Annotated in this window: 10 protein-coding genes; 8 read left to right on the top strand and 2 right to left on the bottom strand. The window is 54.2% G+C overall.

What is annotated here, in order from left to right:
• The first annotated feature begins 427 nt into the window (after positions 1-427).
• The 7 genes from PJI16_12365 to lipA all read left to right on the top strand — a co-directional run bounded on the left by PJI16_12365 (position 428) and on the right by lipA (position 22,872).
• The gene (locus PJI16_12365; GenBank protein ID MDT3778353.1) at positions 428-9,049 is read left to right on the top strand and encodes a DUF2341 domain-containing protein; all 8,622 of its coding nucleotides are present in this window, start codon (positions 428-430) and stop codon (positions 9,047-9,049) included.
• A 340-nt stretch (positions 9,050-9,389) separates the two neighbouring features.
• Complete coding sequence (locus PJI16_12360) at positions 9,390-9,614, top strand: hypothetical protein (GenBank protein ID MDT3778352.1); 225 nt, start codon at positions 9,390-9,392, stop codon at positions 9,612-9,614.
• The gene (locus tag PJI16_12355; GenBank protein MDT3778351.1) at positions 9,611-15,514 is read left to right on the top strand and encodes a DUF4347 domain-containing protein; all 5,904 of its coding nucleotides are present in this window, start codon (positions 9,611-9,613) and stop codon (positions 15,512-15,514) included. The genes PJI16_12360 and PJI16_12355 overlap by 4 nt, the downstream gene beginning before the upstream one ends.
• Positions 15,511-18,051 (top strand): ATP-binding protein, encoded by a 2,541-nt coding sequence (locus PJI16_12350; GenBank protein ID MDT3778350.1) that lies wholly within the window; start codon positions 15,511-15,513, stop codon positions 18,049-18,051. Before PJI16_12355 ends, PJI16_12350 begins: the two co-directional genes overlap by 4 nt.
• A 229-nt stretch (positions 18,052-18,280) precedes the next feature.
• A complete protein-coding gene (locus PJI16_12345; protein ID MDT3778349.1) occupies positions 18,281-20,113 on the top strand; it encodes an EAL domain-containing protein in 1,833 nt (610 codons plus the stop codon).
• A gap of 395 nt (positions 20,114-20,508) precedes the next feature.
• Complete coding sequence (locus PJI16_12340; GenBank protein ID MDT3778348.1) at positions 20,509-21,741, top strand: HDOD domain-containing protein; 1,233 nt, start codon at positions 20,509-20,511, stop codon at positions 21,739-21,741.
• A gap of 216 nt (positions 21,742-21,957) precedes the next feature.
• Complete coding sequence (lipA, locus tag PJI16_12335) at positions 21,958-22,872, top strand: lipoyl synthase (protein ID MDT3778347.1); 915 nt, start codon at positions 21,958-21,960, stop codon at positions 22,870-22,872.
• Between the two features lie 459 nt (positions 22,873-23,331).
• On the opposite strand, the gene PJI16_12330 is transcribed toward lipA, so the two are convergent.
• Positions 23,332-23,673 (bottom strand): hypothetical protein, encoded by a 342-nt coding sequence (locus tag PJI16_12330; GenBank protein ID MDT3778346.1) that lies wholly within the window; start codon positions 23,671-23,673, stop codon positions 23,332-23,334.
• A 393-nt stretch (positions 23,674-24,066) separates the two neighbouring features.
• Positions 24,067-24,753, bottom strand: a complete 687-nt coding sequence (locus PJI16_12325) for a Spy/CpxP family protein refolding chaperone (protein ID MDT3778345.1) — start codon at positions 24,751-24,753, stop codon at positions 24,067-24,069.
• A 124-nt stretch (positions 24,754-24,877) separates the two neighbouring features.
• Here PJI16_12325 and PJI16_12320 point away from each other — a divergent pair, with 124 nt between their 5' ends.
• Positions 24,878-26,023, top strand: coding sequence for a citrate synthase (locus tag PJI16_12320; GenBank protein ID MDT3778344.1), 1,146 nt, complete (start codon positions 24,878-24,880; stop codon positions 26,021-26,023).
• Positions 26,024-26,086 lie beyond the last annotated feature (63 nt).

The following is a 26,086-nucleotide window of genomic DNA, read 5'->3' as shown; positions in this document are numbered from 1 at the left end:
GCCTCATTTTCCCCTCAAGTTTTTTTCCTTTTCTTTATGAACCAGACCCCGCCCGGTTTGTTGGCAATCAAGGACCCGATACAGTTCGATCATCCAAACTCTTCCCGTTCCTAAATCCGTTTTCGCCCTCAAACCCCTAAAAATCCAAATGGGAAAATTTTTCCTTATTGCATACAGTAATTAAAAGCAATGGCCGAATAAGGAGATGGGCCAATCTCATGCGGGTGGAATGTGTCAAAAGAGACAACAAGATGTCAGTTGTGCCATGGAAGATCGGTTGGGATCATGCCTGCCGGTGAACAACTAAAGGAAGAGTCCCGTCATCAGGATAGGTGCGCGATGTCAGGAGAAGCCGCACAACCAGAGCGAATGACTAAAACACGAAACGTCTACGCCAGCCCTCACCGGCAATAGGAATTGCATTGGCATGAAAACACTCTTAGCGCTTGAACCCAGAATCCTCTTTGATGGAGCCGCCCTCAGCACCGGAGCGGAAGTGGTTCAGGACACCACGACCCAGGATCAAACTACTCCGGACACCGATGCTGATGCGGATAAGAGTTCCGGCGCCAACATCACCACTGAGAATGAAGCCTTATGGGCCTCAGGTCTCTCACTGGCCACTCCACCCGATCGTCGGGAAATCGTTTTCATTGATACGCGTGTCGAGGATTACCAGACCCTCATAAAAGGGATCGATCCGGCCGCGGAAGTTATTCTTCTGGAATCGACGCACGATGGTGTAGAACAAATTGCCGCAGTCTTGGCCGGACGCACGGACGTTGAGGCCATCCATCTCATCGGGGAAGGTACCGAGGCGGAACTGCATTTGGGTACCGCCTTTCTCACCACAGATTCAATACACGGGAAATATGCCGAACTGTTCAGTCAGATTGGGCAGAGTCTGTCTGCCGACGCGGATCTCTTGATCTACGGCTGCAATTTTGGCCGTGGAGAAAGCGGCCTCTCCGCCATTCAAACGTTAGCGGATCTTACCGGAGCCGATATCGCCGCGAGCATCGATCGCACCGGTCACGTCAGCGAATATGCCAACTGGGAATTGGAAGTCTCCACCGGGTTTATTGAAACGTCGATCGTCATCGACCAGGCCACCCAAGACGCATGGGAAGGGGTGTTGGCCACCTACACCGTCACGACAACCACCGATGGGGGCGCCGGGTCCCTCCGCCAGGCCATCATCAATGCCAATGCGAACGCGGGCACGGATACCATTACCTTCGTGGGGAGTGGGACCTATCTACTCACCATCACCGGTACGGGCGAAAATGCCGCAGCCACGGGAGACCTGGATATCACCGAAAGCCTCAACATTATCGGGAACGGTGCGGGGAGCACCATAATTGATGCCTCAGGTCTGGGTGGCACACCGGATCGCGTGTTCGACATACGGACCGGAATAACGACGATGTCCGGCGTGACGATCAAGGGTGGCTCTGGAGTGACCGGTGCGGGTATTGAAACTCAGTCAGGGACGACGCTGGATCTGATTGATGTCGAGTTGCGTGAAAACTTTTCCGCGGGCAACGGTGGTGGGATTTTCAATAGCGCAACGCTCACCCTTGACCGCGTGACGATTGCCAACAATACGGCTTCCGGTAATGGTGGTGGCATTTATTTTTCTGGAGGTGTTGGTGGGACTCTCACGAACGTCACAATCAGCAGCAATAGTGCGGCTAACGGCGGAGGGCTATATAATTCCAACACAACTGTTACCATTCTCAACAGTACCATCGCCGACAACTCCACTGGCATCGCACAGTTAGGGGGGGCAGCTATTACCCAACTGAAAAACTCGATTCTCGACAACGTGGGGGCGAACGCCAATACTCCTTTAACCTCGATGGGATTCAATATCGACAGTGACGGCACAGCCGGTATTGGAGGGCCGATTGACCCCAGGCTGGCAGGCCTGGCTGACAACGGAGGCCCAACCAGAACACATGCCCTCCTAGCCGGAAGTCCGGCCATCAACGCGGGCACGGCAACCGGTGCGCCTACTGTCGACCAGCGGGGAGCGACTCGGGACGCGAGCGTCGATATCGGCGGGTTTGAGGCAGGGAGCAACGCCCCGCCGGTGATCAACAACCAGGTTTTCCCGGTTGCAGAAAATAGCGCAAACAGCACGAGTGTGGGAACCGTGGTGGGAACAGATGGGGATCCACAATCCGGTTACAGCAAATTGTATTGGGTGGATCCGGCTACCGACGAGGTGCGACGGATTAATCTGGATGGCAGCGGGAGCCAGCAACTGGCCATGCAGTTCGACGGCATGAACGGGACAGGACCACGAGGTGTCACGATTGATGATGTCAACGGAAAGGTTTACTGGACTAATAACACGACCAACTCTCTTTGGCGCGCCGATCTTGATGGCGGCAACCCGGAGCAACTTCTGACCGGGCTTAACAATCCACTCGGGATCACCGTCGATCCGACTGGGGGAAAAATCTATTGGGTCGATACCGCCGGGACCGCCATCTGGCACGCCAATCTGGACGGCAGCAGTTCTGCTTCGTTGATTACCGGCATCACCGATTCCAAAGATCTCACCGTCGATTCCACCGGCGGGAAACTGTACTGGACCGACAAGGGAATCGGCACGATCAAGCGCGCGAACCTGAATGGAAGCACTATTGAGACAATCGTGAGCGGACTCAACGACCCGTGGGGTATCGCCTTGGATGTGACCGCCGGCAAGGTCTACTGGAGCGAGGCTACGTTAAATGAAATACAGCGCGCGGATATGATGGTCGGCGCAACGGCCCAAACCGTTGTCACCGGAGCGAACCAGCCGCGCGATCTCACGCTGGAATTGGTTCAAGGAAAAATCTATTGGTCTGCCGCAACCACTGACCGAATTGAAAGCGCGAGTTTAGGTGGATCGCCATTGCCACCGGTGACAGCCACCGGCGATTGGCCAAGCGGCCTGGCAATCGGGCCGGCGGTGCGCAATTTAACCTTTTCGATCATCGGGGGTAACACAGGAGGCGCATTTGCCATCAACGCCGTGAGTGGAGAAATCACAGTTGTGAATAGCGCCGCTCTGGACTACGAAACGAACCCTTCCTTCGGTCTGACGGTGCAAGTCACCGACAACCTTGGACTATCCGACACCGCGACCATCACCATCAACATCGGAGCGGTCAACGAGGGTCCTGCATTCAGTGGTCTGGACAACACCCCCACCTTTACCGAAGGTGGCGCGGCGGTGGTGCTCGATAACAACGCCACGATTGCCGACCCCGAACTGGATACCGCCAACGACTATAGCGGCGCCTCGCTCACGTTGGTCCGCAACGGCGGTGCCAACGGCGAGGATGTGTTCGCCGGCAGCGGCACGCTGAGTACCCTGACCGAAAGCGGCAGCCTGGTAGTGGGCGGCACGACCATTGGCACCGTCACCACCAACAGCGGCGGCACACTCGTCTTTACCTTTAACGGGAATGCCACAACGGCCCGGGTCAACAGTGCTTTACAGCAGATCACCTATGCCAACAGTAGTGGTACGCCGCCGGCAAACGTACAGATCGACTTTACGATCAACGACGGCAACGCCGGGGCCCAGGGTAGCGGTGGCGCGCTCAGCGATACCGGATCAATCATGGTCACGATCGATCCCAACACTACGCCCACCGCCACAGCCGACAACTACACGGTCGATGAAGACACCTCGCTGACAACCGAACCGGCCTGGTTTAATGAGGCGTGGCTCAGCAGACAGAAGTTGACGTTCAACAACCCCGCTCAGGCCGAAAACTTCACGGATTTTCCGGTGCTGATCACGTTGGATGCCGGGAACATCGATTACACCAAGGTGCAAAACGCCGGGGAAGACCTCCGATATGTCGACCCCGATGGCACCGAGTTGGCCTACGAAATTGAAAGTTGGAATGAGTCGGGCACGTCCTATGTCTGGGTCAAGGTGCCGCAAATCGATGCGTCGTCCGGCACGGATTACATCTGGATGTATTATGACAACGCCGGTGCCACTGATAACCAAAACGCCGCGGGTGTGTGGTCCAATAACTTCGAGGCCCTCTCACATCTTCACGATGATTTCACGGACTCGACCGGCAACGCCCACAACGGGTCCAACAATGGTTCGCTAGATATCAACGGCACCATTGGTGACGGTCAATTCTTCGACGGCGTGAATGACCGGATTGACATCCCGTCAAGTGCGGGCATCGATAATATTTTTACCGGGGGAGCCACGGTGTCGGCCTGGATCAACCCGAGCGCCTGGGGCGAGGGTGGCTATGGCCGTATCCTGGATAAAGGGGATGCCGCCATAGTTACGAACGGCTGGGCGCTTCAGCTTGAAAATACCGGCAGTCGTCTGATTTTTGAACTTGGATTTTCCGGCACCGAGGGACGGTGGCGATCATCCGACAATGCCATCTCGCTGGACACATGGCAACTCGTCACGGTGGTCTTCGATAGCAGTTCCGCGACAAACGACCCGACAATCTATGTAAACGGCGTGGCTCTCGGTATCACTGAATCGGACACACCAAGTGGAACAGCCAATTCCGATGCGGGGCTTGATCTGGCGATCGGCAATCGATCCGGTTCAACGGACCGCACGTTCCAGGGGATACTGGACGAAACGCGGCTTGAAACTACGATTCGTTCCGCGGATTGGATCAAGGCCCAATACCTCTCGATGACCGGTGCCTTCGTCACGTTCGGCACGGGTGAAGGTCCAGGCGGTGTGCTGGCCAATGACACCGACGCAGATGGTGATCCGTTGACGGCCATCCAGGTAAGCGCCGATCCCGCCAACGCCCAATCCTTCAGCTTCAATGCGGATGGTTCTTTCTCCTACACGCCTGTCGCAAATTTTACCGGCACCGACACATTCACCTACAAAGTCAATGACGGAACGGATGATGGGAATACCGTCGTGGTTACGATCAACGTCAATCCGGTCAACGATTCTCCCACGGTCGCCACAAACACGGGGGCCACGGTAAATGAAGCCTCCTCTGGCAATATCATCACCACGGCCATGCTAAACGAAGGCGACCCCGATGATGCCGGCATCGGTTTGACCTATACGGTCACGGCCGTCACAACCAACGGCACTCTTCGACTCTCCGGAACGCCACTCGGTGTGAACGATACCTTTACCCAGGACGATATCGATTCTAATAGGGTGACCTACGATCATAACGGCAGTGAGACCACGACCGACAGCTTTAATTTTTCCCTGGCTGACGGCGGTGAGAACGGTTCCACCCCTGCGACAGGTGTGTTCACCATCACCATCAGTCCCGCAAACGACCAGCCGCTATTCAGCGGTCTGGATAATACGCCGACCTTCACCGAAGGCGGCGCGGCGGTGGTGCTCGACAACAATGCCACGATCGCCGACCCTGAACTGGATGCCGCCAACGACTATAACGGCGCCACGCTCACGTTGGTCCGCAACGGGGGCGCCAACAGCGAGGATGTGTTCGCCAACACCGGCACCCTGAATGCCTTGACGGAAAGCGGGAGCCTGGTAGTGGGCGGCACGACCATCGGCACCGTCACCACCAACAGCGGCGGAACGCTCAGCTTGACCTTTAATGGGAATGCCACGACGGCCCGGGTCAATAGCACCCTGCAGCAAATCACCTTTGCCAATAGCAGCAGTGCCCCGCCGGCCACCGTGCAGATCGACTTCACAATTAACGATGGTAATGCGGGCAGCCAAGGCAGCGGTGGCGCACTCTACGATACCGGATCAATCATCGTCACCATCAACCCCATCAATGACCCTCCGATCATAGATCTGGATGCCAACGACGGTTCCGGCGCCACGGGCAACGACTATGCGGCCACGTTTTCCGAGGGGGCCGGCCCAATCGGGATTGCCGACAGCGACACGGATGTAGTCGACCCCGACAGCACCACATTCACGTATGTGAAACTGGCCGTGAGCGGCCTGCTGGACGGCAATGCCGAGACTCTTGTACTCGACGGCGATACCTTTACCCTGGCAAGCGCGGTGGCCGGTCAGAACACGACCGGCGGAAACTATCATGTGGTGCTCGCCACCGGTGCCGGAACCGCCACCCTGACCATTACCAAGCAGGGCGGCGGCACCTTCAGCGAGGCGGAAACCGAAACTCTGATCAAGACGGTCCAATATCAACATACCGACACGGCGACCCCCACCGACGGTAACCGGTTGATCGACGTCATCGTCAACGACGGCACGGCCGACAGTGCCGCCTCCCGCACATCGATCAATGTCAATCCCGGGAACGATCCACCAACGGCAACGATCATCGCCTCATCCTTCGGCGTGAACGAAGATGATACGTACAGGCCCATAGCGGGCGTGAGCGTTTCAGATATCGATGCTGGGACCAATGATCTGTCCGTCACTTTGTCGGTAAACAACGGACTCCTGAGACTGGTGACCACCACGGGTCTCACATTCGTCAGCAGCACCAACGATAGCGCGACGATGACCGTGACGGGAACGATGACCAATCTCAATAATGCATTGGCCACGCTCAGGTACCAGCCTGACCCTGATTTTGCCGGCACTGATCTGTTGACGCTGATGGTCGATGATCTGGGGAACACGGGTGGCGGATCGCTCACCGCCATGGATACGGCGACCATTGTCGTTGCCCCCATCAACGACCCTCCGTCCTTTAACGGCCTGAACCAGACTCCCACCTTTATTCAAGGCGGCGGAGCGGTTGTGCTCGATAACAATGCCACCATTACCGACCCCGAACTGGATGCCGCCAATAATTACAATGGTGCCACACTGACTTTGGTTCGCAATGGCGGGGCCAACGCCGAGGACCTGTTCAACGGCAGCGGCACGCTCCTTCCACTGGTGGAAAGCGGGAACCTGATGGTGGGAGCCACCACCATCGGCACGGTCACCACCAACAGCGGGGGCACGCTGGTGCTGACTTTCAATAGCAACGCCACCACGGCGTTAGTCAACAGTGCCTTGCAGCAACTCACCTATGCCAATAGCAGTGGCACGCCACCCGCTAGCGTGCAAATTGATTTCACCATTGACGATGGCAACGCCGGCGGCCAAGGCAGCGGCGGCGCGCTCAATGATACCGGCTCGATCACGGTCACCATCAACGGCACCAATATTCCTCCCGTCGCCGTGGCCGACGCCTTTACCGTCACCCAAGGTTCAACCGCCATCCTGAACCTGGCCGGCAATGATCTCGATGCCGATGACGGCCTCGACCTGACCAGTATCACCATTGTCACCGGGCCAACCAACGGCACCATCGACAGCATCAATACCGATGGGACGGTGACGTACAACCACAATGGATCCGCCACCGTCACCGACAGTTTTACCTACACCATCGATGATCTGGCCGCCGCCACCTCCAACACCGTGACCGTGAGCCTGACCGTGAATCTGTTGAACGTGCCCCCTGTCGCGCTGGCCGACAGTTTTACCGTCAACGAGGGCACAACGACAACGCTCAACCTGGCCATGAATGACATCGATCTCGATGACGGCCTCGATCCGGCCAGCATCACCATTGTGGCCGGGCCCACCAACGGCACAATTGCGAGTATCAATGCCAATGGAACGGTGACATACGCGCACAATGGCTCCGAAACCCTCGCCGACAGTTTTACCTACACCATCAATGATCTATCCGGGGCGACGTCCAATACTGTGACGGTGAGCCTGACCGTCACCCCGGTGAACGATGCGCCGGTCGCCGTAGCCGACAGCTTTATCGTCAGCGAAAGCTCGACTACCATACTGAATCTCGCCGGAAATGATACCGATGCGGATGATGGACTGGATCTGACCAGCATCACCATTGTCTCAGGCCCTGCCAATGGCACTATCACCAGCATCAATGCTGATGGGACAGTGGATTACACGCACAATGGCTCCGAAACCCTCGCCGACAGTTTCAGCTATACCATCCGGGATCAGAGCGGAGCGACGTCCAACACCGTAACGGTGAACCTGACCGTGACCCCGGTCAACGATGTGCCGATCATCACCTCGAATGGGGGCGGGGCCAGCGCGAATATTTCGGTCATCACGGGCAACACTCCCGTGACAAATGTCGATGCCAGCGATGCCGAAGGCGCTACACTGACTTACAGTATTATCGGCGGGGCTGATGCGGCGCTCTTTCGCATTGATCCCACCACCGGCGTCCTCACCTTCATCACGGCTCCCGATTTCCAGGCACCAGGCGATGCGGGTAGGGACAACATCTATGACGTGACCGTCCAAGCCTCCGACGGCACTGCCGTCGACACGCAGGCCATTGCCGTCACCGTGACCCAAGCCAATGTTCCGCCGCAAATTTTTATTCCACCGCCGCCGGACTCTCCGCCTTCACCGGATCCCCCGCCGAGAGATGCCGGCGAAGAGACTTCGGGGGACCAGGCGCCAGGCAATTGGGGCAGTTTTGATCCCGGCTCACCTGGGAATATCCCCGATCACGGCCAGGGCTCTACCGCCACTGGAATCCGAGATTCAAACACGGGGAATCCTCTGGCACAGGACGATGGGCGCGCCAAGCAACCAGATGAAGAACGCACCAGGATTGTGGATGAGATGAGTGACATCATGGGTTCCTTTCATAGGCCATTGGACCTTACCACCCTCAAGAATGAAATCCGGTCATTGCTGCACAGATCAGGATTCCTCCAGGACCTGGATAGTGTGCGCGACGGAATTCAAGATGTCGCGGCATCCGAAAAAACTTATTTAGCCTCCAGCATTGCCGTGTCCACCGGTATGTCTATTGGTTATGTCATATGGCTCCTTCGAAGTGGTGTCCTGTTGACGGCCCTGCTCTCGTCGGTGCCGGCCTGGCAGTTTGTGAATCCGCTGTTAGTTCTCGATTCGGCCACGAAGAAGAAGCGTCAAAAGGGCCAGAAGGCTGTGAAGAACGATTCGGTGGAGTCTCTGTTTGAGAAATCCATGGCGTCTACCGGAATAGTTGGGGAAAAGACCGGGGACCCCGCAAAGACCGCTCGAGCCCGTTGGTTCAATTGGAATAAGCGATGAACACCTTATCGACGAAATTCCGTCTGGCGTTATTTCAGTCATTCCCATTAAATGTTGAATTCTTTTTTTCATGAGGTCTCTATCCGGACGTAGAACAACCTCCAATAACTTTCATGACCATCTCTTCATGTCACCGAATCTAAGCTGAAAACCCCCACGAAATTTCAAGGTCAACTCCCTCCTTATTTTCACCTTGAGTCAAAAGCGCTCCTCCAAGACGTCGGTTGAAAATCACACATCCGATTCTGCCCTCTCCTTTTCTCCAGAGTCCTCCAGTTCATGAATAAAGAAAAATAGGGAATGGGAAAATATTGCCTGATGTTGTCCAGTAATCATGTAAATGGCCGAAAAGAAAGAGAAAGATTTCTTCGATTTTGAGGGTATAGAGATAAAACAGGGAGAAAAAATGCACCAGGCAACATTTGCCGCCTTCCCGGCAAAAGCTCTGTGTAAAAGCAAAAAAAAGTTTTGTGTTTTAAGTGAAGAAGAACCACTGCGACTCAAGCACTTGGAACAACACAACTGGGCGACCAAGCACACGGGATGGAGGCAGCCAGCAGTATGAAAACGCTATTGGCTCTCGAACCAAGAATTCTCTTTGATGGAGCCGCCCTTTCCACGGGGGCAGAAGTGGCTCAAGATCAGACCGCTCAAAATCAAGCTCCGGGTACCGATGCTCATGCAGACATCAATTCCACTGCCAACATGACCATTGACAGTGAGGCCAATTGGGCATCCAGTTTTTCACTTGCCGCCCCCACTCCATCCGATCGTCGGGAAATTGTCTTCATCGACACGCGGGTTGAAGATTATCAGGCCCTCATGAAAGGCATTCACCCTGGCGCTGAAGTCATCCTTCTGGATGCGGGGCGGGACGGAATTGAACAAATTGCGGAGGTGCTCAAGGGCCGGAGTGCTATCGACGCCATTCATCTTATTGTCGAAGGCACCGAGGCGGAACTGCATTTGGGCACGGCCTTTCTTACCAATGATTCAATTAGCGATCACTATGCGGCGCTGTTCAGTCAGATTGGACAAAGTTTGTCTGCTGAGGCCGACTTGCTGATCTACGGCTGTAACTTTGGACGCGGTCAGGCCGGCTTATCCGCCATGCAAAACTTAGCCGACCTCACGGGAGCGGATATCGCCGCGAGCACGGACCGGACCGGGCACGTCAGCGAATATGCCAACTGGAATTTGGAAGTCTCCACCGGGTTTATTGAAACGTCGGTCGTCATCGGCCAGGCCACCCAGGATGCCTGGGAGGGAGTCTTGGCCACCTACACCGTCACTACGACAACTGATGGGGGCGCCGGGTCCCTCCGCCAAGCCATCATTGACGCCAATGCGAATGCCGGCACGGACACTATTACGTTCGTCGGGTCCGGAACCTATCTGCTCACCATTACCGGGGCTGGCGAAAATGCCGCAGCCACGGGTGACCTTGATATTACTGACAATCTCATCATTATCGGAAACGGCGTCGGAAACACCATCATCGACGGCGGTGGAATCGATCGCGTGTTTCACTTAAGAGGTACCACTACAGCAACGATTAGCGGGATTACAATTCAAAACGGCGTTGAGAACAATGGCGGCGGAATATTTGTGGATAATACAAGCATCTTGAATCTCTCCGACGCCACACTCTCTGGGAACAACAACAGCGGAACCGGAAACGCTGGAAGTGGTGGAGCCATTCACGTTCACGGAACGGCGAATCTCAATCGCGTGCTTTTGTCCGGAAACACGGCGGACACTGGTGGTGCTATTGGCTTCCACGGGGGAGGCGGAGGGACCCTCACCAACGTGACCATCAGCGGCAACACCGCTACCAACGAAGGGGGCGGGCTCTGGACCGATACCCCCATCTCCGTGATCAATTCCACGTTCACACTCAACAATGCCAATGACGCGGGAGCCATTTATTCCAACAGTGCAACCGTCACCATGTCAAACACCATTGTCAGCGGCAATACCGCCACCACGGCGAATAAGGATGTCCGGGGCAGTTTCAGCAGCAATGGCTTCAATTTGATTGAAGTTGTGGGCACGGCGACCGGTTTTGGCAGCGACATCACCGGCGTGAGCGCCAATCTCGACGTGCTGGCGGACAACGGCGGCCCGACCTGGACACATGCGCTGCTGGCCGGCAGCCCGGCTCTTAACGCGGGTACACCGACTGGGGCGCCGGCCGTCGATCAACGGGGATTCACCCGTGATGCCGCGCCTGATATTGGCGCGTATGAATATAAGTCCTCCGCCTTTGTCTCCAAGAATGAATTCATGGTCAACGCTCCTTCCGGAGACAACGAAATGACCAGCGGCCCGCTACGCGGGGCCGAGCGGGCAGTTGATATCGCCCCGAATGGCGACTACGTGGTGGTGTGGACGAACGGCACGTCCAACGACCAAGTGTATGCCAAAGTCTTAGACGCCAGCGGCAACCAGAAGGTCGCACAATTTCAAGTCAATATCGGAGGTGGGACGAACGCATGGACGGATGTCGCCGTCGACGACAGCGGTAATTTTCTCGTCACCTGGACTCAAGGAAACGATGTGTTCATGCGACGCTTTCTCGCTAACGGCACCGCCGTCGACGCCGGAGACGTGATCGTCAACACCGGCACGTCTAACACTCAGCAAAATCCTTCCGTGAACATGAATGGCGCCGGTGATTTCGTGATCGCATGGGAAGGGGACGGCGGCGGCAACGAAGGAATCTTTGTACGACGCGGGAGCATGGGCGGAGGGTTGATCGGCAGTGACATCACCGTCAACACCGCAGCGGCGGCAAAAGATTCCTCGGTAGGGATTTCGGATTCTGGTGGTTTTGTGGTCGTCTGGGATAACGGGTCCGACGTGTTCTTTCAGCTCTACAACAGCGGAGGGGTTTTACAAAATAGCGGTCAGGTTGACGTGTTCTTACAGCTCAGTGCCGGTGCAGCTGCTGTGGGTATGAGTGGCGATGGGCGGTTTACCGTGGCCTATCGCGCTACAGTCCTTGATGTGGAGGTCTATGTCCGGCAATTCGACGCAGCAGGAAATGCGCTCTTTCTCCCCAAAATTGCCAATACCTCAGGTCTCTTAACCACTCAGACAAATCCCTCGATCACCATGGATGATATCGGTGAGTTCATCGTTGTATGGGAGGGGACCGGAAATCAGCCTGGGCAGAATGACACCGCCGGTGTCTTTGGCCAGAAATTTAACTCCAGTGGTCAAAAAATCGGTGTCGAGTTTTTGATTAATCAAACCACCGCCAACGTGCAGGACCGGGCCTCTGTGGCCATGCTGGACCGAGATAACTTTGTCGCGGTATGGACCGGCAGCGACGGGGCGCAAACCGATATTTTTGCACGCCAGTACGGGGCAACATCTGCACCGACTCTGGATTTGGATGCCAACAACAGTTCCGGAGCCACAGGCAACGATTATGCTTTCACCTTTACCGAGGGCGACGGCCCCACGGCAATTGCCGACAGCGATACCGACCTGACGGATGTGGATAGCACGACCTTCGCCTACGTGACTCTGTCCGTCAGCGGCCTGTTGGATGGCAATGCGGAAGTCTTGATCCTCGACATGGATACCTTTTCTCTGGCCACCGACGCGCCGGGCCAGGACACCACCGGCGGCAACTACCATGTGCGTGTATCCACGGCCGCCGGCACGGCCATCGTGACGATCATCAAGCAGGGAGGCGGGACATTTAGTGAGATCGAAACGGAAACGCTCCTCAAGGCGATTCAATACCAGCATATGGATACGGACGCACCTTCAGATGGTGACCGGCTGATCGAGGTAAGGGTGAACGATGGCACCACAGACAGTGCCGCCGCCCGCACGACCATTAACGTGGATCCCGCCAATGACCAGCCTGTCTTCGGCGGTCTGGACAACACGCCCGCCTTTACCGAGGGGAGCGCCGCAGTTGTGCTCGACAGCAATGCCACCATCGCCGACCCTGAACTTGATGCCGCCAATGATTACAACGGCGCCACGCTCACATTGGCCCGGAACGGCGGAGCCAATGCGGAAGATGTGTTCGCTGAAAGCGGCACACTGAGTATCCTGACCGAAGGCGGCAGCCTGATTGTTGGCGGAACAACCATCGGCACCGTCACCACCAACAGCGGTGGGACATTGGTCCTCACTTTCAACAGTAACGCCACCACGGCATTGGTCAACAGTGCCCTGCAGCAGATCACGTATGCCAATAGCAGCAGCAACCCACCGGGTAGCGTGCAGGTTGATTTTGTGATTAACGACGGCAACTCGGGCGGACAAGGCAGCGGCGGCGCGCGGGGCGATTCAGGATCCATTACCGTCACCATCAATGGGGTCAATGATCCGCCGACCGTGGACCTGGATACCAACGACAGTTCCGGTGCCACCGGCAACGACTATACCGTTACGTTCACTGAAGGCGGCGGGCCGATTGGCATCGCCGATAGTGACACGGATCTGTTGGATGCGGACAGCACCACCTTCGCCTATGTGAAACTGGGCGTGAGCGGACTGCTGAACGGCAATGCCGAGACGCTCGTGCTCGACGGCAATATCTTTACTCTTGCGACCGCCGTGGCCGGACAGGACACCACCGGCGGGAACTATCACGTTGTGATTGCCACCGGGGCCGGAACAGCCACTGTCACGATTACCAAACAAGGCGGGGGCACGTTTACAGAGGTCGAGACGGAAACGGTGCTCAAGGCCATTCAGTATCAGCACACGGATACGTCGAACCCCACCGACGGAAATCGATTGATCGACGTGTATGTCAACGACGGCACGGCAGACAGTGCCGCCGCACGTACGACATTCAATGTCAATCCCGTCAATGATCCCCCGGTAGCCGTGGGGGACGGTTTTATCGTCAATGAAGGGTCCACTACCCGGCTGAACCTTTCCAACAATGATAGCGATCCCGATGACGGGTTGGATCTGATTAGCATCACCATTGTCTCCGGCCCCACCAATGGCACTATCACCAGCGTAAATGCCGATGGAACGGTGGATTATACCCATGATGGCTCAGAAACCCTCTCCGACAGTTTTACCTATACGATCCGTGATCTCTCCGGCCTCACCTCGAATACTGTCACGGTGGACTTGACCGTGACCCCGGTCAACGATCCCCCTACTGCAATAGCCGACAGCTTCACCGTCAACGAGGGATCCACGAATACGCTGCATCTTTCCAACAATGATACCGATCCGGATAACGGATTGGATCTCACCAGCATCACCATTGTCTCCGGCCCTACCAATGGCACCATCACCAGCATTAATCCCGATGGGACGGTAACCTACACCCATGATGGCTCAGAAACCCTCTCCGACAGTTTCACCTATACGATCCGTGATCTCTCCGGCACGACCTCGAATATTGTCACGGTGGACTTGACCGTGACACCGGTCAACGATGCACCGATCATCACCTCGAACGGGGGCGGTGCCACCGCCAATATTTTCGTTACCACCGGCACCAGGGCCGTGACGGATGTGCATGCCACGGATGCGGAGGGCAATCCCCTGACCTACAGCATTGTGGGCGGTGTCGATGCGGCGTTATTTACTATCGATCCCGCGACCGGGGTCCTCACCTTTATCACGGCCCCCGATTTCCAGGCACCTGGCGATGTCGGGGCCGATAACATCTATGACGTGATCGTCCAGTCCTACGACGGCACGTCCGTCGATACACAGGCCATTGCCGTCACGGTGACCCAAACCAATGTTCCGCCTCAAATTTTCATTCCCCCGCCACAGGACCCTGCGCCTTCATCAGATCCCCCGCCGAGAGATTCCGGCGACGAGACTTCGGAGGACCAGGCGCCGGGAAATGGGGGCAGTATTGATCCCGGCTCGCCAGGGAATATCCCTGATAGCGGCCAGGGTTCCACGAGCACCGGTGCCAAAAATTCGGTTACCGAGAATACTCTGGGACGACACGAATTGCCGGCTAAGCAAGAGGATGGAGAACGCACGGGGATGGTGGGGATGGTGAGTGACATGTGGAGTTTGCTCAGAAAGCCCCTTGATATCACAGCCTTCAAGGATGAAATTCGGTCATTGCTGCACCGATCAGGATTCCTTCAGGACCTGGATCGCGTTCGCGACGATGTTCAGGAGGTCGCCGCCACCGAACAAGCCTATTTGGCATCCAGCATTGCCGTATCCACCGGCCTGTCGATCGGCTATGTCGTCTGGCTCCTGCGCAGTGGGGTGCTATTAACTGCCCTGCTCTCGTCGGTGCCGGCCTGGCAGTTTGTGAACCCCCTGTTGGTGCTGGATGCGGCGGCGCAAAAAAAGCGACAAAGGGGGCAGAAGGGTGTTGAAGGGGATTCGGTGGAGTCCCTGTTTGAGAAACCCACCGCATCTGCCGAGATAGCTAAGGAGACCACCGGGGACCCCGCTAGGGCCCCTCGAGCCCGGTGGTTCAATTGGAATAAGCGATGAACATTCTTTCGACAAAATCCCGTCTGGCCTTCGGCCAGGTCAGTCTCCTGGTCAGTGTGTTGCTAACAGCAAGCTTGTTTGGTTTGATGCCGGACCGAACCGAGGCAATTCGCCAGGGACGTGCGGCCTTGGCCGAGTCCATCGCCGCCAACGGCTCAATACTGATCACTCAGGAAGACGTTGACCGCTTGGAAGGAATTTTGCAATTGGTCGTGGACCGAAACGCAGACCTATTGTCTGCCGGACTGCGAATGGAATCGGGGCTTCGGCTTGTCACGATTGGGGACCATGAGCAACATTGGCGGGACGACAATTCGGACTATTCTTCTAATACCCAGGTGACGGTCGCTATTTGGGAAGGGGAGGACAAATGGGGTCAAGTTGAACTGCGATTCAGACCGTTAAGTGACGAAGGCTGGATAGGGTTTATCACCGGGCAACAGACACAACTTCTGCTGTTCGTGGCCCTGATGTGTTTCATCGGCTTTTATTTGTATTTGGGAAAAATGTTGAAGCAACTCGATCCATCACAGGCTGTTCCTGAACGTGTCCGCTCCGCTCTGGACACGATGGCTGAAGGACTTCTGGTGCTCGACAACAAAGGGCAAATCATGCTGGCCAATCGGGCCTTCGCTACCCTGTTGACCTCTACCCCTGAGGCGCTCTTGGGTCGCAAAGTCGGGGATTTTCCCTGGTCTGATATCGAAGGCCATCCGTTGGCATCAGGGACCCACCCCTGGCATATCGCATTGAATTCGGGAGAGGCTCAAAAGAACGAACGTGTCCGATTGACCCTGCCCGACAACACACGGCTGACTTTCATGATTAACTGCTCCCCTATCCTTGGCAGCGGAGCCAAAAATGTCGGCGTTCTGGTCAGCTTTGACGACGTGACGCAATTAGAAGAAGCCGAAATCGAGTTACTGAAGTCCAAAGAGGAGGCCGTTGCGGCCAATCAGGCCAAGAGCGCCTTCCTGGCCAATATGAGTCATGAGATCCGCACGCCGATGAATGCGATCCTGGGTTTCACAGACCTGCTCAAACGTGGCTTCGGACGTGACTCCATTGAAACCCGTAAACACCTCGAGATCATCCATTCCAGTGGGAAACATTTGCTTGACCTCATAAACGATATTTTGGATCTCTCAAAGGTCGAGTCGGGGCATCTGGAGATCGAACGGGTACGATTCAATCCCTATCTCGTGATCATGGATGTCGTCAGGGTCCTGGGGGTAAGGGCTCACGAAAAGGGCATTGAACTCGAACTCAAGATATCGGATGACGTGCCGGAGACCATTATCGGCGACCCGGGCAGGATACGTCAGATTGTCACCAACCTCGTGGGGAACGCGGTGAAATTCACTGAGCGCGGCGCGGTCACGGTGACCGCGCACGCCAATCAGGTGGCCGGAGATATGCTCCAATTCCATATCGATGTCGCAGATACCGGTATCGGCATGAATGTGGAAGCCACTCAGCGAATTTTTGAAGATTTTGTCCAGGCCGATGCCTCGGTGACCAGAAAATTTGGTGGAACCGGCCTTGGATTAGCTATCAGCCGCAAGTTCGCACGCGCCTTGGGTGGGGATATTACGGTGGACAGTCAGCCGGGAGTCGGCAGTGTATTCAAGATCACACTGGATGCCGGCAGTGCGGTGGAAGTGGCCTGGGTCACACCCGAGCAGGCCTTAACGATCGACGATTCGGGCATGATGCAGGAACACACCAACTGGATCTTTCCATCGGCCAGGATCCTGGTCGTAGACGATGGGCCGGAAAACCGCGAATTCGTGAAGGTGGTCCTGGAGGGTTATGGTCTGAGCATCGACGAAGCGGAAAATGGTTTGATGGGAGTGGAGATGGCTATGGCCAGCGAGTATGACATCATTCTCATGGACATGCAGATGCCTGAGATAGACGGGCTCACCGCCACTCGCACGTTACGCGACAGAGGCCTGCAGATCCCCATCATTTCGCTCACCGCCAACGCCATGAAAGGCTTCGAGCGAGAGTTATTTGATGCCGGATTTTCCGACTATCTCACCAAACCCATAGACATCGACCGGTTCCTCGCTAAATTGGCTCAGTTCCTCCAAGGTCAACCAGTCGGTGAATCGTCCAGGCAATCGGTCCTGCCGGAGTCCTCGCAACATCAAGCCTCAACGATAGAGGATTTCTCACCCATTGTTTCCAAGTTAGGGGCAACCAACCCGAAATTCGCCAACGTAATTGCCCGTTTTGTGAATCGGCTGAGTGAACAATTGCAGGCGATGGATGCTGCTTACTCGAACCGGGATATGGAGGCCTTGGCCAAGCTGGCTCATTGGCTGAAGGGTGCGGGTGGCACCGTGGGATTCGATGTGTTGAACAAGCCGGCTGCTGAACTGGAAGCTGCGGCCAAGGCTGCCGACCTGGCAGTCATTGAACAGCACCTTCACCACCTTCACCATCTGGCGACACGCATAGCTCATGGGGATCGGGGCATCCTTAAGCCAGTGGCAGTGGGAGTGCCCTCTGCCGGCAAACCTGTCGGATAAGGCCACGGCAGCCAATCCCATCGCATGGGACCGGCCCTCCCGACCGTCCAGCTCAACGATTGTCAGGTGGCTTCGAGGGGTCCATTCACAATCGGCCTCTTTTTTTTCGTTTTCACTTTATTCACTTAATTTTCACTTTGCAACGACCGAACTGTCTCTCAAGGAACCTAAGAGGCGTCTTGGACTGACAGTGGTATACGGAGATTTCAAACTTTGAAATTATCGCGACATGGATACAAAACAGGCAGATCAGAGAACACTACATTCTGAAAATAGCGACGGGCTACTTTTGGCTAAACCCGTTCTTAATGAATTGGGATGCGATGAAACCTCGCTGACTCAGGCTACGATCATGATGGTCGACGATGAGGCAACGACCATGGACATCATGCGCGCGTACCTGGAGGATGCTGATTATCAGCATTTTGTGCTCGTGGAAGATTCTTCCCAGGCTATGAAACTCATTGAAGAGCATAGACCTGATATCCTGTTGCTTGATCTGATGATGCCGAACGTCCCGGGATTCGAAATCCTGAGGCAGGTGAGGGACCATCCCAAGCTGAAACATCTTCCTGTCATTATCCTGACCTCTTCCTCCGACGCAGAGACCAAGCTCCAGGCCCTCGACCGGGGTGCCACAGATTTCCTGGCCAAGCCGGTCGATCCCAGTGAATTGAAACTCCGGGTTCGCAACACCCTGGCTGCCCGGGCCTATCAGAACCAACTTGCCTACTATGATGCTTTGACGAAATTGCCGAACCGGAGTTTGTTTCTTGACCGCTTGGCATGGTTTATACAGCGAGCGGAACGCCATCACGAGAACCTGGTGTTGTTGCATATCACACTCAATCAGTTTAAGCGCCTCTCCAATACCTTCGGCCCGGAAATTTCGGATCAGCTCATCACGCAGATCGCGGAGCGGATGAGTTCATGCATGCGCCGATCGGATGTATTTGGGCGAGGAATACCCGATTCAAGTGAATTGGATAGCCTGTTTCGCGTGGATGGGGATGAATTCTCTTTATTGTGTCCGACGATGGCTCATGCGGAACATGCGACGAAGTTAGCCTCCCGTATTCTGAAGGTCATGGAATCTCCGTTCAATGCCGATGGGACCGAGGTCTACATTTCCCCAAGCATCGGTATTGCAAGTTTTCCTGCCGATGCCGAAGATTTGACCACCCTCATCCAATGCGCTGTTGGGGCGAGCGCCCAGGCCAACTTTCATGGAAAGGGAGGTTTCAATTTTTATTCGAGCGAACTCAATGCTCATAGCCTGGAACGCCTGCGAATGGAGGCAGACTTGCGCCATGCCATCGAAGAAGACCAACTCCTGTTGTATTATCAGCCGAAGGTTGAGGTGAAAAGCGGGGACATCATCGGAGTCGAAGCGCTGGTTCGATGGGAAAAACCGGACGGCACCCTCATCTTTCCGGATCAATTCATTCCTTTAGCCGAAGAGACCGGCCTGATCATCCCTTTGGGTGAATGGGTGCTGAAGGAAGCCTGTTCGCAATTGGCACGCTGGCAGACTCAGGGGATATGGATTCAGGTCGCGGTGAATGTATCGGCCAAGCAATTCAATGACGGCTATCTCGTTGATTTGGTAAGGGAGACCTTACAGAGCAAGGGGGTCGATGCAAAGCATTTGACACTCGAGCTGACGGAAAGCCTGTTAATGGGAAATGCTGAGCAGGCCGTGGAGACCTTGAACCACCTGATGGCGTTGGGACCAAAGATCTCTATGGATGACTTCGGGACAGGCTACTCCTCTCTCAGTTATTTGAAACGTTTTCCCATTCACGAGCTGAAGATCGACCGTTCCTTTCTGACTGATATTACCCACAACCCTGAAGCCCGGGCCTTGGTCTCCGCGATGATTTATTTGGCGCATGAGTTTTCCCTGACGGTTGTTGCCGAAGGGGTAGAGCATCAGGAGCAACTTGATCTACTCACTACTCTGAATTGCGACCAATACCAGGGTTATTTCTTTAGCCGCCCTATCCGACCTGACGCTCTGTCTCCGATGCTCCATGTGGAAGGCCCTTCCGTCAAGGCATAAAACCCACCTCCCCAATAATTCGAATTTCCCTCACAATCGACTCCCCTCCTCTCCGACACTACCTCCTCTTGTTACCTTTCAAAATTTCGCAAACAATTGACAAAAACTGGCTGGAATATCAGGAGGTTCAACGCTGTTAACGAACCGACAATCCCCGGATTCTGGGCCCCCCGACCTAGGAAAATGAGATTTCCCGGATCCAACAAGCTACTTCCTCTTTCTTTCGTGGACTTCCATGAATTTCAAAGATTTCTCAATTCTTTCTTGTGAAATGCCGACAATAATGAGAGGAGACCCCTATCAGCCTGGAAATTGCAAATGAGAATAATAGGTATCACCACGGATATGCCTTCCTTCGCTATACACATCAAAGCCCCTAATCTTCGCCTCTAGCCATGAACACCGTCATTGCCAATTACGGGAATATTCTCGTCGGTCGCCAACCAATTTTAGGCCCGAATCTGAAAACCATTGGCTATGAGGTCTTGTATCGAAACTGTGAATCCGACTCAGCCATTATCCATAATGAAGAAATCGCCACCGCCCAGGTCCTCTTAAATACCTATCTCGATATTGGCCTGGAGCATGTGGTGGGAACCCATCTGGCTTTTTTGAATATTCCCAAACAATTTTTATTAGATAGATACTGTGAGGCTCTCCCAAAAAACCGGGTGGTCTTGGAAATTTTGGAGACAGTGGAACCCACCCAGCAAGTCATTGAAGCCATAGCATCCCTCTCTCAGCAGGGCTATACCATTGCCTTGGACGATTTTGTCTTCCATGATCGCTTTCGACCGTTTCTGGAATTGGCCGATATTGTAAAAATCGATGTCTTAGGAAAAAGCTCCGAACAATTACAACAAGAGACTCGGCAAATCCGGGATTACCGCGCGCGTCTTCTCGCCGAAAAAGTGGAGACACGAGAAGCCTTTGAGGCCTGCAAGCAGCTTGGGATGTTTTATTTTCAAGGGTTTTTCTTTTATCGCCCAGATATCATTCGAGGGCGTGAAATTCCGGGAAATCGTATAGCTCTTCTGGAATTATTAGGGAAAATTCAGGACCCGAATATCTCCTTTGAATGTCTGGTCGAATTTATCCGAAACGACCTTTCTTTGAGCTACAAGATTCTTCGATATGTAAATTCGGCCTCTGTCGGACTTCCCAGGCGGGTGGAGTCCATTGAGCAAGCCGCCTGTATGGTAGGCATCGACCGGATACGCACCTGGGCTTCTCTCATTGTGATGGCCATAGGGAAAGACCAACCGATGGAAATGCTGGTGATCGCCTTGGTGCGAGCAAAAATGTGTGAGAGACTAGGACAGCAACTTGGCGCCGATTCCCCGGAAAAATATTTCACCATGGGCCTTCTTTCGGTCTTAGAAGCCTTATACGGATCTTCCATGGAAAAACTGGTCGGCACCCTTCCCCTCCCGGACGACATTCTTGAAGCCTTAATCCTGGAGAAGGGACCAATGGGAGCGGCATTGAGCAGCGTGAAAGCCTACGAGAAAGGCCAGTGGTTAGAACTCAAAAAGCTCCAACTCCCTCCTAGCGCGATTCGAGAATACTATGTGGAAGCCATTGATTGGGCAAACCACTTCTCTCCCATGATTGTTGAGCCAGCTTGACATCTTGACAAAGCCACCCATCTGCTACCCCTCCGCTGACTTCAGCCCTCCATAGGGTACAAGATTCCCCGCGCTCCTTTAGAATCGGCAGATCTTTTGGAAAATGTAGGCATCCTTATACTCACATGTTAGAATGAGACATACCTGTCGGATGCATCCCCTACTCAAAGCCACTTTAGGACACATTCACAGGTCACCATAAACTCCAAGAGGCTCATGACATTCATCCCTACTTCAGAAATTTCGTCCGTCTCTTCTTCCGCAAAGCCCTCCCGAAGAAGAAACCTTCCTCCCTGGTTCAAAGTCCGTTTCCGGCCTGGACCCCATTACCAGGAAATCCGTCAACTGATGGATACGCATCGACTGCATACCATTTGTGAAGAGGCACGATGCCCGAATATTTGGGAATGTTGGAATAATCGGACGGCCACGTTTCTCATCCTTGGAGATATTTGCACCAGGCGTTGCCATTACTGCTCGGTGACCACGGGACGCCCGTCCGCAGTGGATCGGGAAGAGCCTCAGCGGGTGGCGGATGCCGTTAAACTCCTAAAACTCCGGCATGCAGTGGTAACCTCGGTCAATCGGGACGATCTCCCCGATGGAGGGGCCACATTGTTTGCGGAGACCATTCAACGAATCCGACATGACAATCCGGCCTGCACCGTGGAAGTGTTGATCCCTGATTTTCAGGGCGAGCAGACTGATCTGGAAAGAGTCATGCAGGCCAATCCGGATATTTTGAACCATAATATTGAGACCATCCCTCGTCTCTTCCCTTCAATTCGTCCACAGGGGAAATACCAGCGATCGCTCCGGATTCTTCAATGGGCCAAAACCATGGGAGGGCGAACTAAATCCGGACTGATGGCAGGGTTAGGGGAATCAAACGATGAAATCCGGCAGGTAATGCGGGATCTTCGGGAAGTAGATTGTGACATTCTGACCATCGGCCAATACCTTCAGCCGACTCTTCAGCATGCGGCGGTTTCGCGATACTATACTCCAGAGGAATTTGAAGAATTCAAACAGGAAGGAATGGCCTTAGGATTTCAGCATGTAGAATCCGGCCCGCTTGTTCGAAGCTCTTACCACGCAGAAGAGCAAACACACGGCAGATCCTGCCCCTAATGCCCTCTTAGGTCCCAAGCATTTTGATCTTCGGGGCCGCAGCAGGCCTCGGTCAGACCGGTTGATGCATGTTCAACCGGGAAACAGGCTTATCTGACTTGAATAAAGATGGATTCTGCTTCTGGGCGAGGGAATCCAAATATACATGTTCGCAAAGGTTCCGCAGAGTGACGAAATCAAAAGCAGTATATTCTTGATAGCACGTGTCACATTTCATCATTGGCCTTCTCTCCAATAATTTGTTATCATGCACCTATCAATGTAAAATTAGCGGAAGGACGAACACTTCGAACCACACACCGTGACTCCCCCAAGTGACAAAGTGAATAATTCTGAAATGTTCACCCTTCCCGCATTCATGGCATCGAGGATAATATTTAAATCCCTACCCGATGCTCTCTTCCCATAAAATTCTACCTCATACCTTCAGCCTAGGGCAGCGAAGTCCCGAGCTGTCTGTTATTGAATAATCAACGCATGTCCATCCTGGGCCGAGACCAGGGCATTAACGGCTTGCCCGACTTCTTTTTGCCCATTGGGAAAGGCAGTATCTTTCCCCACCTGGATTTTAACCTGTTGTTCGGCTGACGCCCCTTCGATGATAAACATATCTCCCTGGATGGCCTGAAGCTTCCCTTCGACATTCCTATACCGTGCCGTCGTTGTCGGCGAATTCGTCTGTAATTCCTGTCGAACCTCAGGTGTTTGAGCCATCGGTTCCCCCTCCATCGCAAAAACCGGCACAACTCCTTGGCAGCCCATCACAAATAACAAGACGCTAAATTTAGTCAATGATTTCATGACAGCCTCCTTCCGCAACCAATAAAAAAATGCGACGAAGTACAGTATCGTGTGCCATTGCTGACCTTACTCAATATATAGACATTGCAAGGCTCATTCCCTCCCATGCCATGTTTTTATTCATGAACAACATCAAATGGTTAGGAGTCTTCCTGTGGCAATCCGCATCAGGTCTGGCATTAAGATGTGCAGGTAATCGCCTACAACTTTCCCTAACACCCTGTAGGGAGATAAATGCAGCTTGGGGGATTCTGAAATAACGCCAGGTCCCTTCTCCGATTGGAAGAAGGGACCTAGGTGATCAATGCCTTGCTCAATGACCTCAAACGTCGATCCTCACTCTCAGGTCGTAAGAAACCCAAGGAGATCTCATCAAGAGGAACACTCCTCTATTCAGGGATGGTTTTTCTCAATCTCACCATCATGGCCATGAGATTTGCCTGGATACTTGCCATGGTGTTCTTCTACGTCTTGTTTTCCCCCTCCATGGTGCGCCATCCCCTCCATTTGCACACGCAGCCGTGACCGGAATTGCTCATATTGCTCTGGAGACAACACCTCTTTAACTTTTAGAAGAACCTCAACACGATACACCATCATCTTTTTTTGCAACAGGCTAATTTCATCGACCTTGCCGGCAATCGCGGCCCTGTCCGTTTTCTTCGCATCCGTGAACATCCCCAAATCCATCATGGCAACCCGTAAATCGGCCCCATTCTGAATCATGGTCTTCCGATACTCCAGCTCGAGCGGACGCAACTGATTCACCTGTTCATCGGAAAGACCCAACTGCTCCTTCATGGCCAAGGTTGAAAGACCGCCATGCCGACCCATACCCTCATGATCGCCATTCCCATACCCCATTCCCGCATGAGGCTGCTTCCCATGGGGATTGTGCTCACTCTCGGGGTCAGCTCCAGCCAAGCTGCCCGTCCCCCACGTGACAAGAGCCACCAATCCCACGACCATCATGAAGTTTTTGAAACCCTGCATACTCAAATCCCCTTTCTTGAAATTAAAGATTACACCAAACGAGAACTCATGATATTCGTCTTTCTCACGGTTATTACTTCGGGTCATCCTGATTTTCCAGGAAAAGTATAGCAAATTAACCAGGAAAGTTGGGGTGGAGTTCACGGGCACGGTATACTAAATTATTCGCAAGTATACGGATGTAACATCAAAGAGAGAGAGAGAAGGTGACATGCAAGATTATTTGCCAGGCCTAGCAGGGGTTCCTGCGGCAAAATCAACTATTAGTTATGTGGATGGGGTCCAGGGGATTCTGGAATATCGTGGTATCCCCATTGAGGAACTTGCTACCCGAAGCAGCTTCACCGAAACAGCATTTTTATTATTATTCAACCGGCTTCCCACTCAAGCCGAACTCGCCCGGTTTCACGAGGACCTCACTCACCATCGCCGGATTAAGTATCGCATCACCGATCTCCTGAAATGCCTCCCAGAGCATGGCCACCCGATGGATGCCTTGCAAGCGGCCGTTGCCGCTCTGGGCATGTTTTATCCGGTACCCGATGTCCGGGATGACAACACCCGGTATTGGACCGCCGTCCGCCTCATCGCCAAACTCCCCACCATCGTCGCAGCATTTGCCCGTCTCCGTCATGGTGATGAGCAGATCCAACCCCGTGACGACCTTTCCTTCGCCGAAAACTTTTTGTACATGCTCACCGAAAAAGTCCCTGCCCCGGACATGGCCAGGATGTTTGATATCTGCTTGATTCTCCATGCCGAACACACAATGAACGCCTCGACATTTAGTGGACTGGTGACCGCCTCCACGCTGGCTGATCCGTTTACGGTAATCGCCTCAGCCATTGGCACGTTAGAAGGCCCGTTGCATGGCGGCGCCAATGAAGCCGTCATTCACATGCTGGAGGAGATTGCGACCATTGAAGCCATTCCGGCATTTCTGGACCACAAATTTTCGTTAAAGCAAAAGATTATGGGGTTCGGTCATCGGATATATAAGGTGAAGGACCCCCGCGCTCACGTGTTACAAGAGTTCGCACAACAATTGGATAACCGACCGGATGGCAATTCCTTATTTGCTCTAGCCAGGGCGGTTGAACAGGAAATGGAAAAACGAGTGGGACCCAAAGGCATTCGGCCCAACGTGGATTTTTACTCCGGCATCATTTACCATCGTATGGGCATCGATACCGATTTATTTACTCCTGTCTTTGCGATGGCCAGGGTGGCCGGGTGGTTAGCACACTGTTTTGAACAATACCAGGATAATCACTTGTTCCGGCCTGATCAAATTTATGAAGGCCCCCGCCATCGTTCTTATCAATCAGTGGAGACCCGTGAGAATATTTCCACCTAGTCGGGTCACGAACCCGACCGTCGTCATCGCTGTGGGATCCAAGTGCCACGCATCAGTACTTGA

It is taken from the genome of Nitrospira sp. MA-1, from assembly GCA_032139905.1.
GTDB lineage: Bacteria > Nitrospirota > Nitrospiria > Nitrospirales > UBA8639 > Nitrospira_E.
The sequence above is the reverse complement of the archived record's forward strand: the minus strand, read 5'-3'. Positions and strand labels throughout refer to the sequence as shown.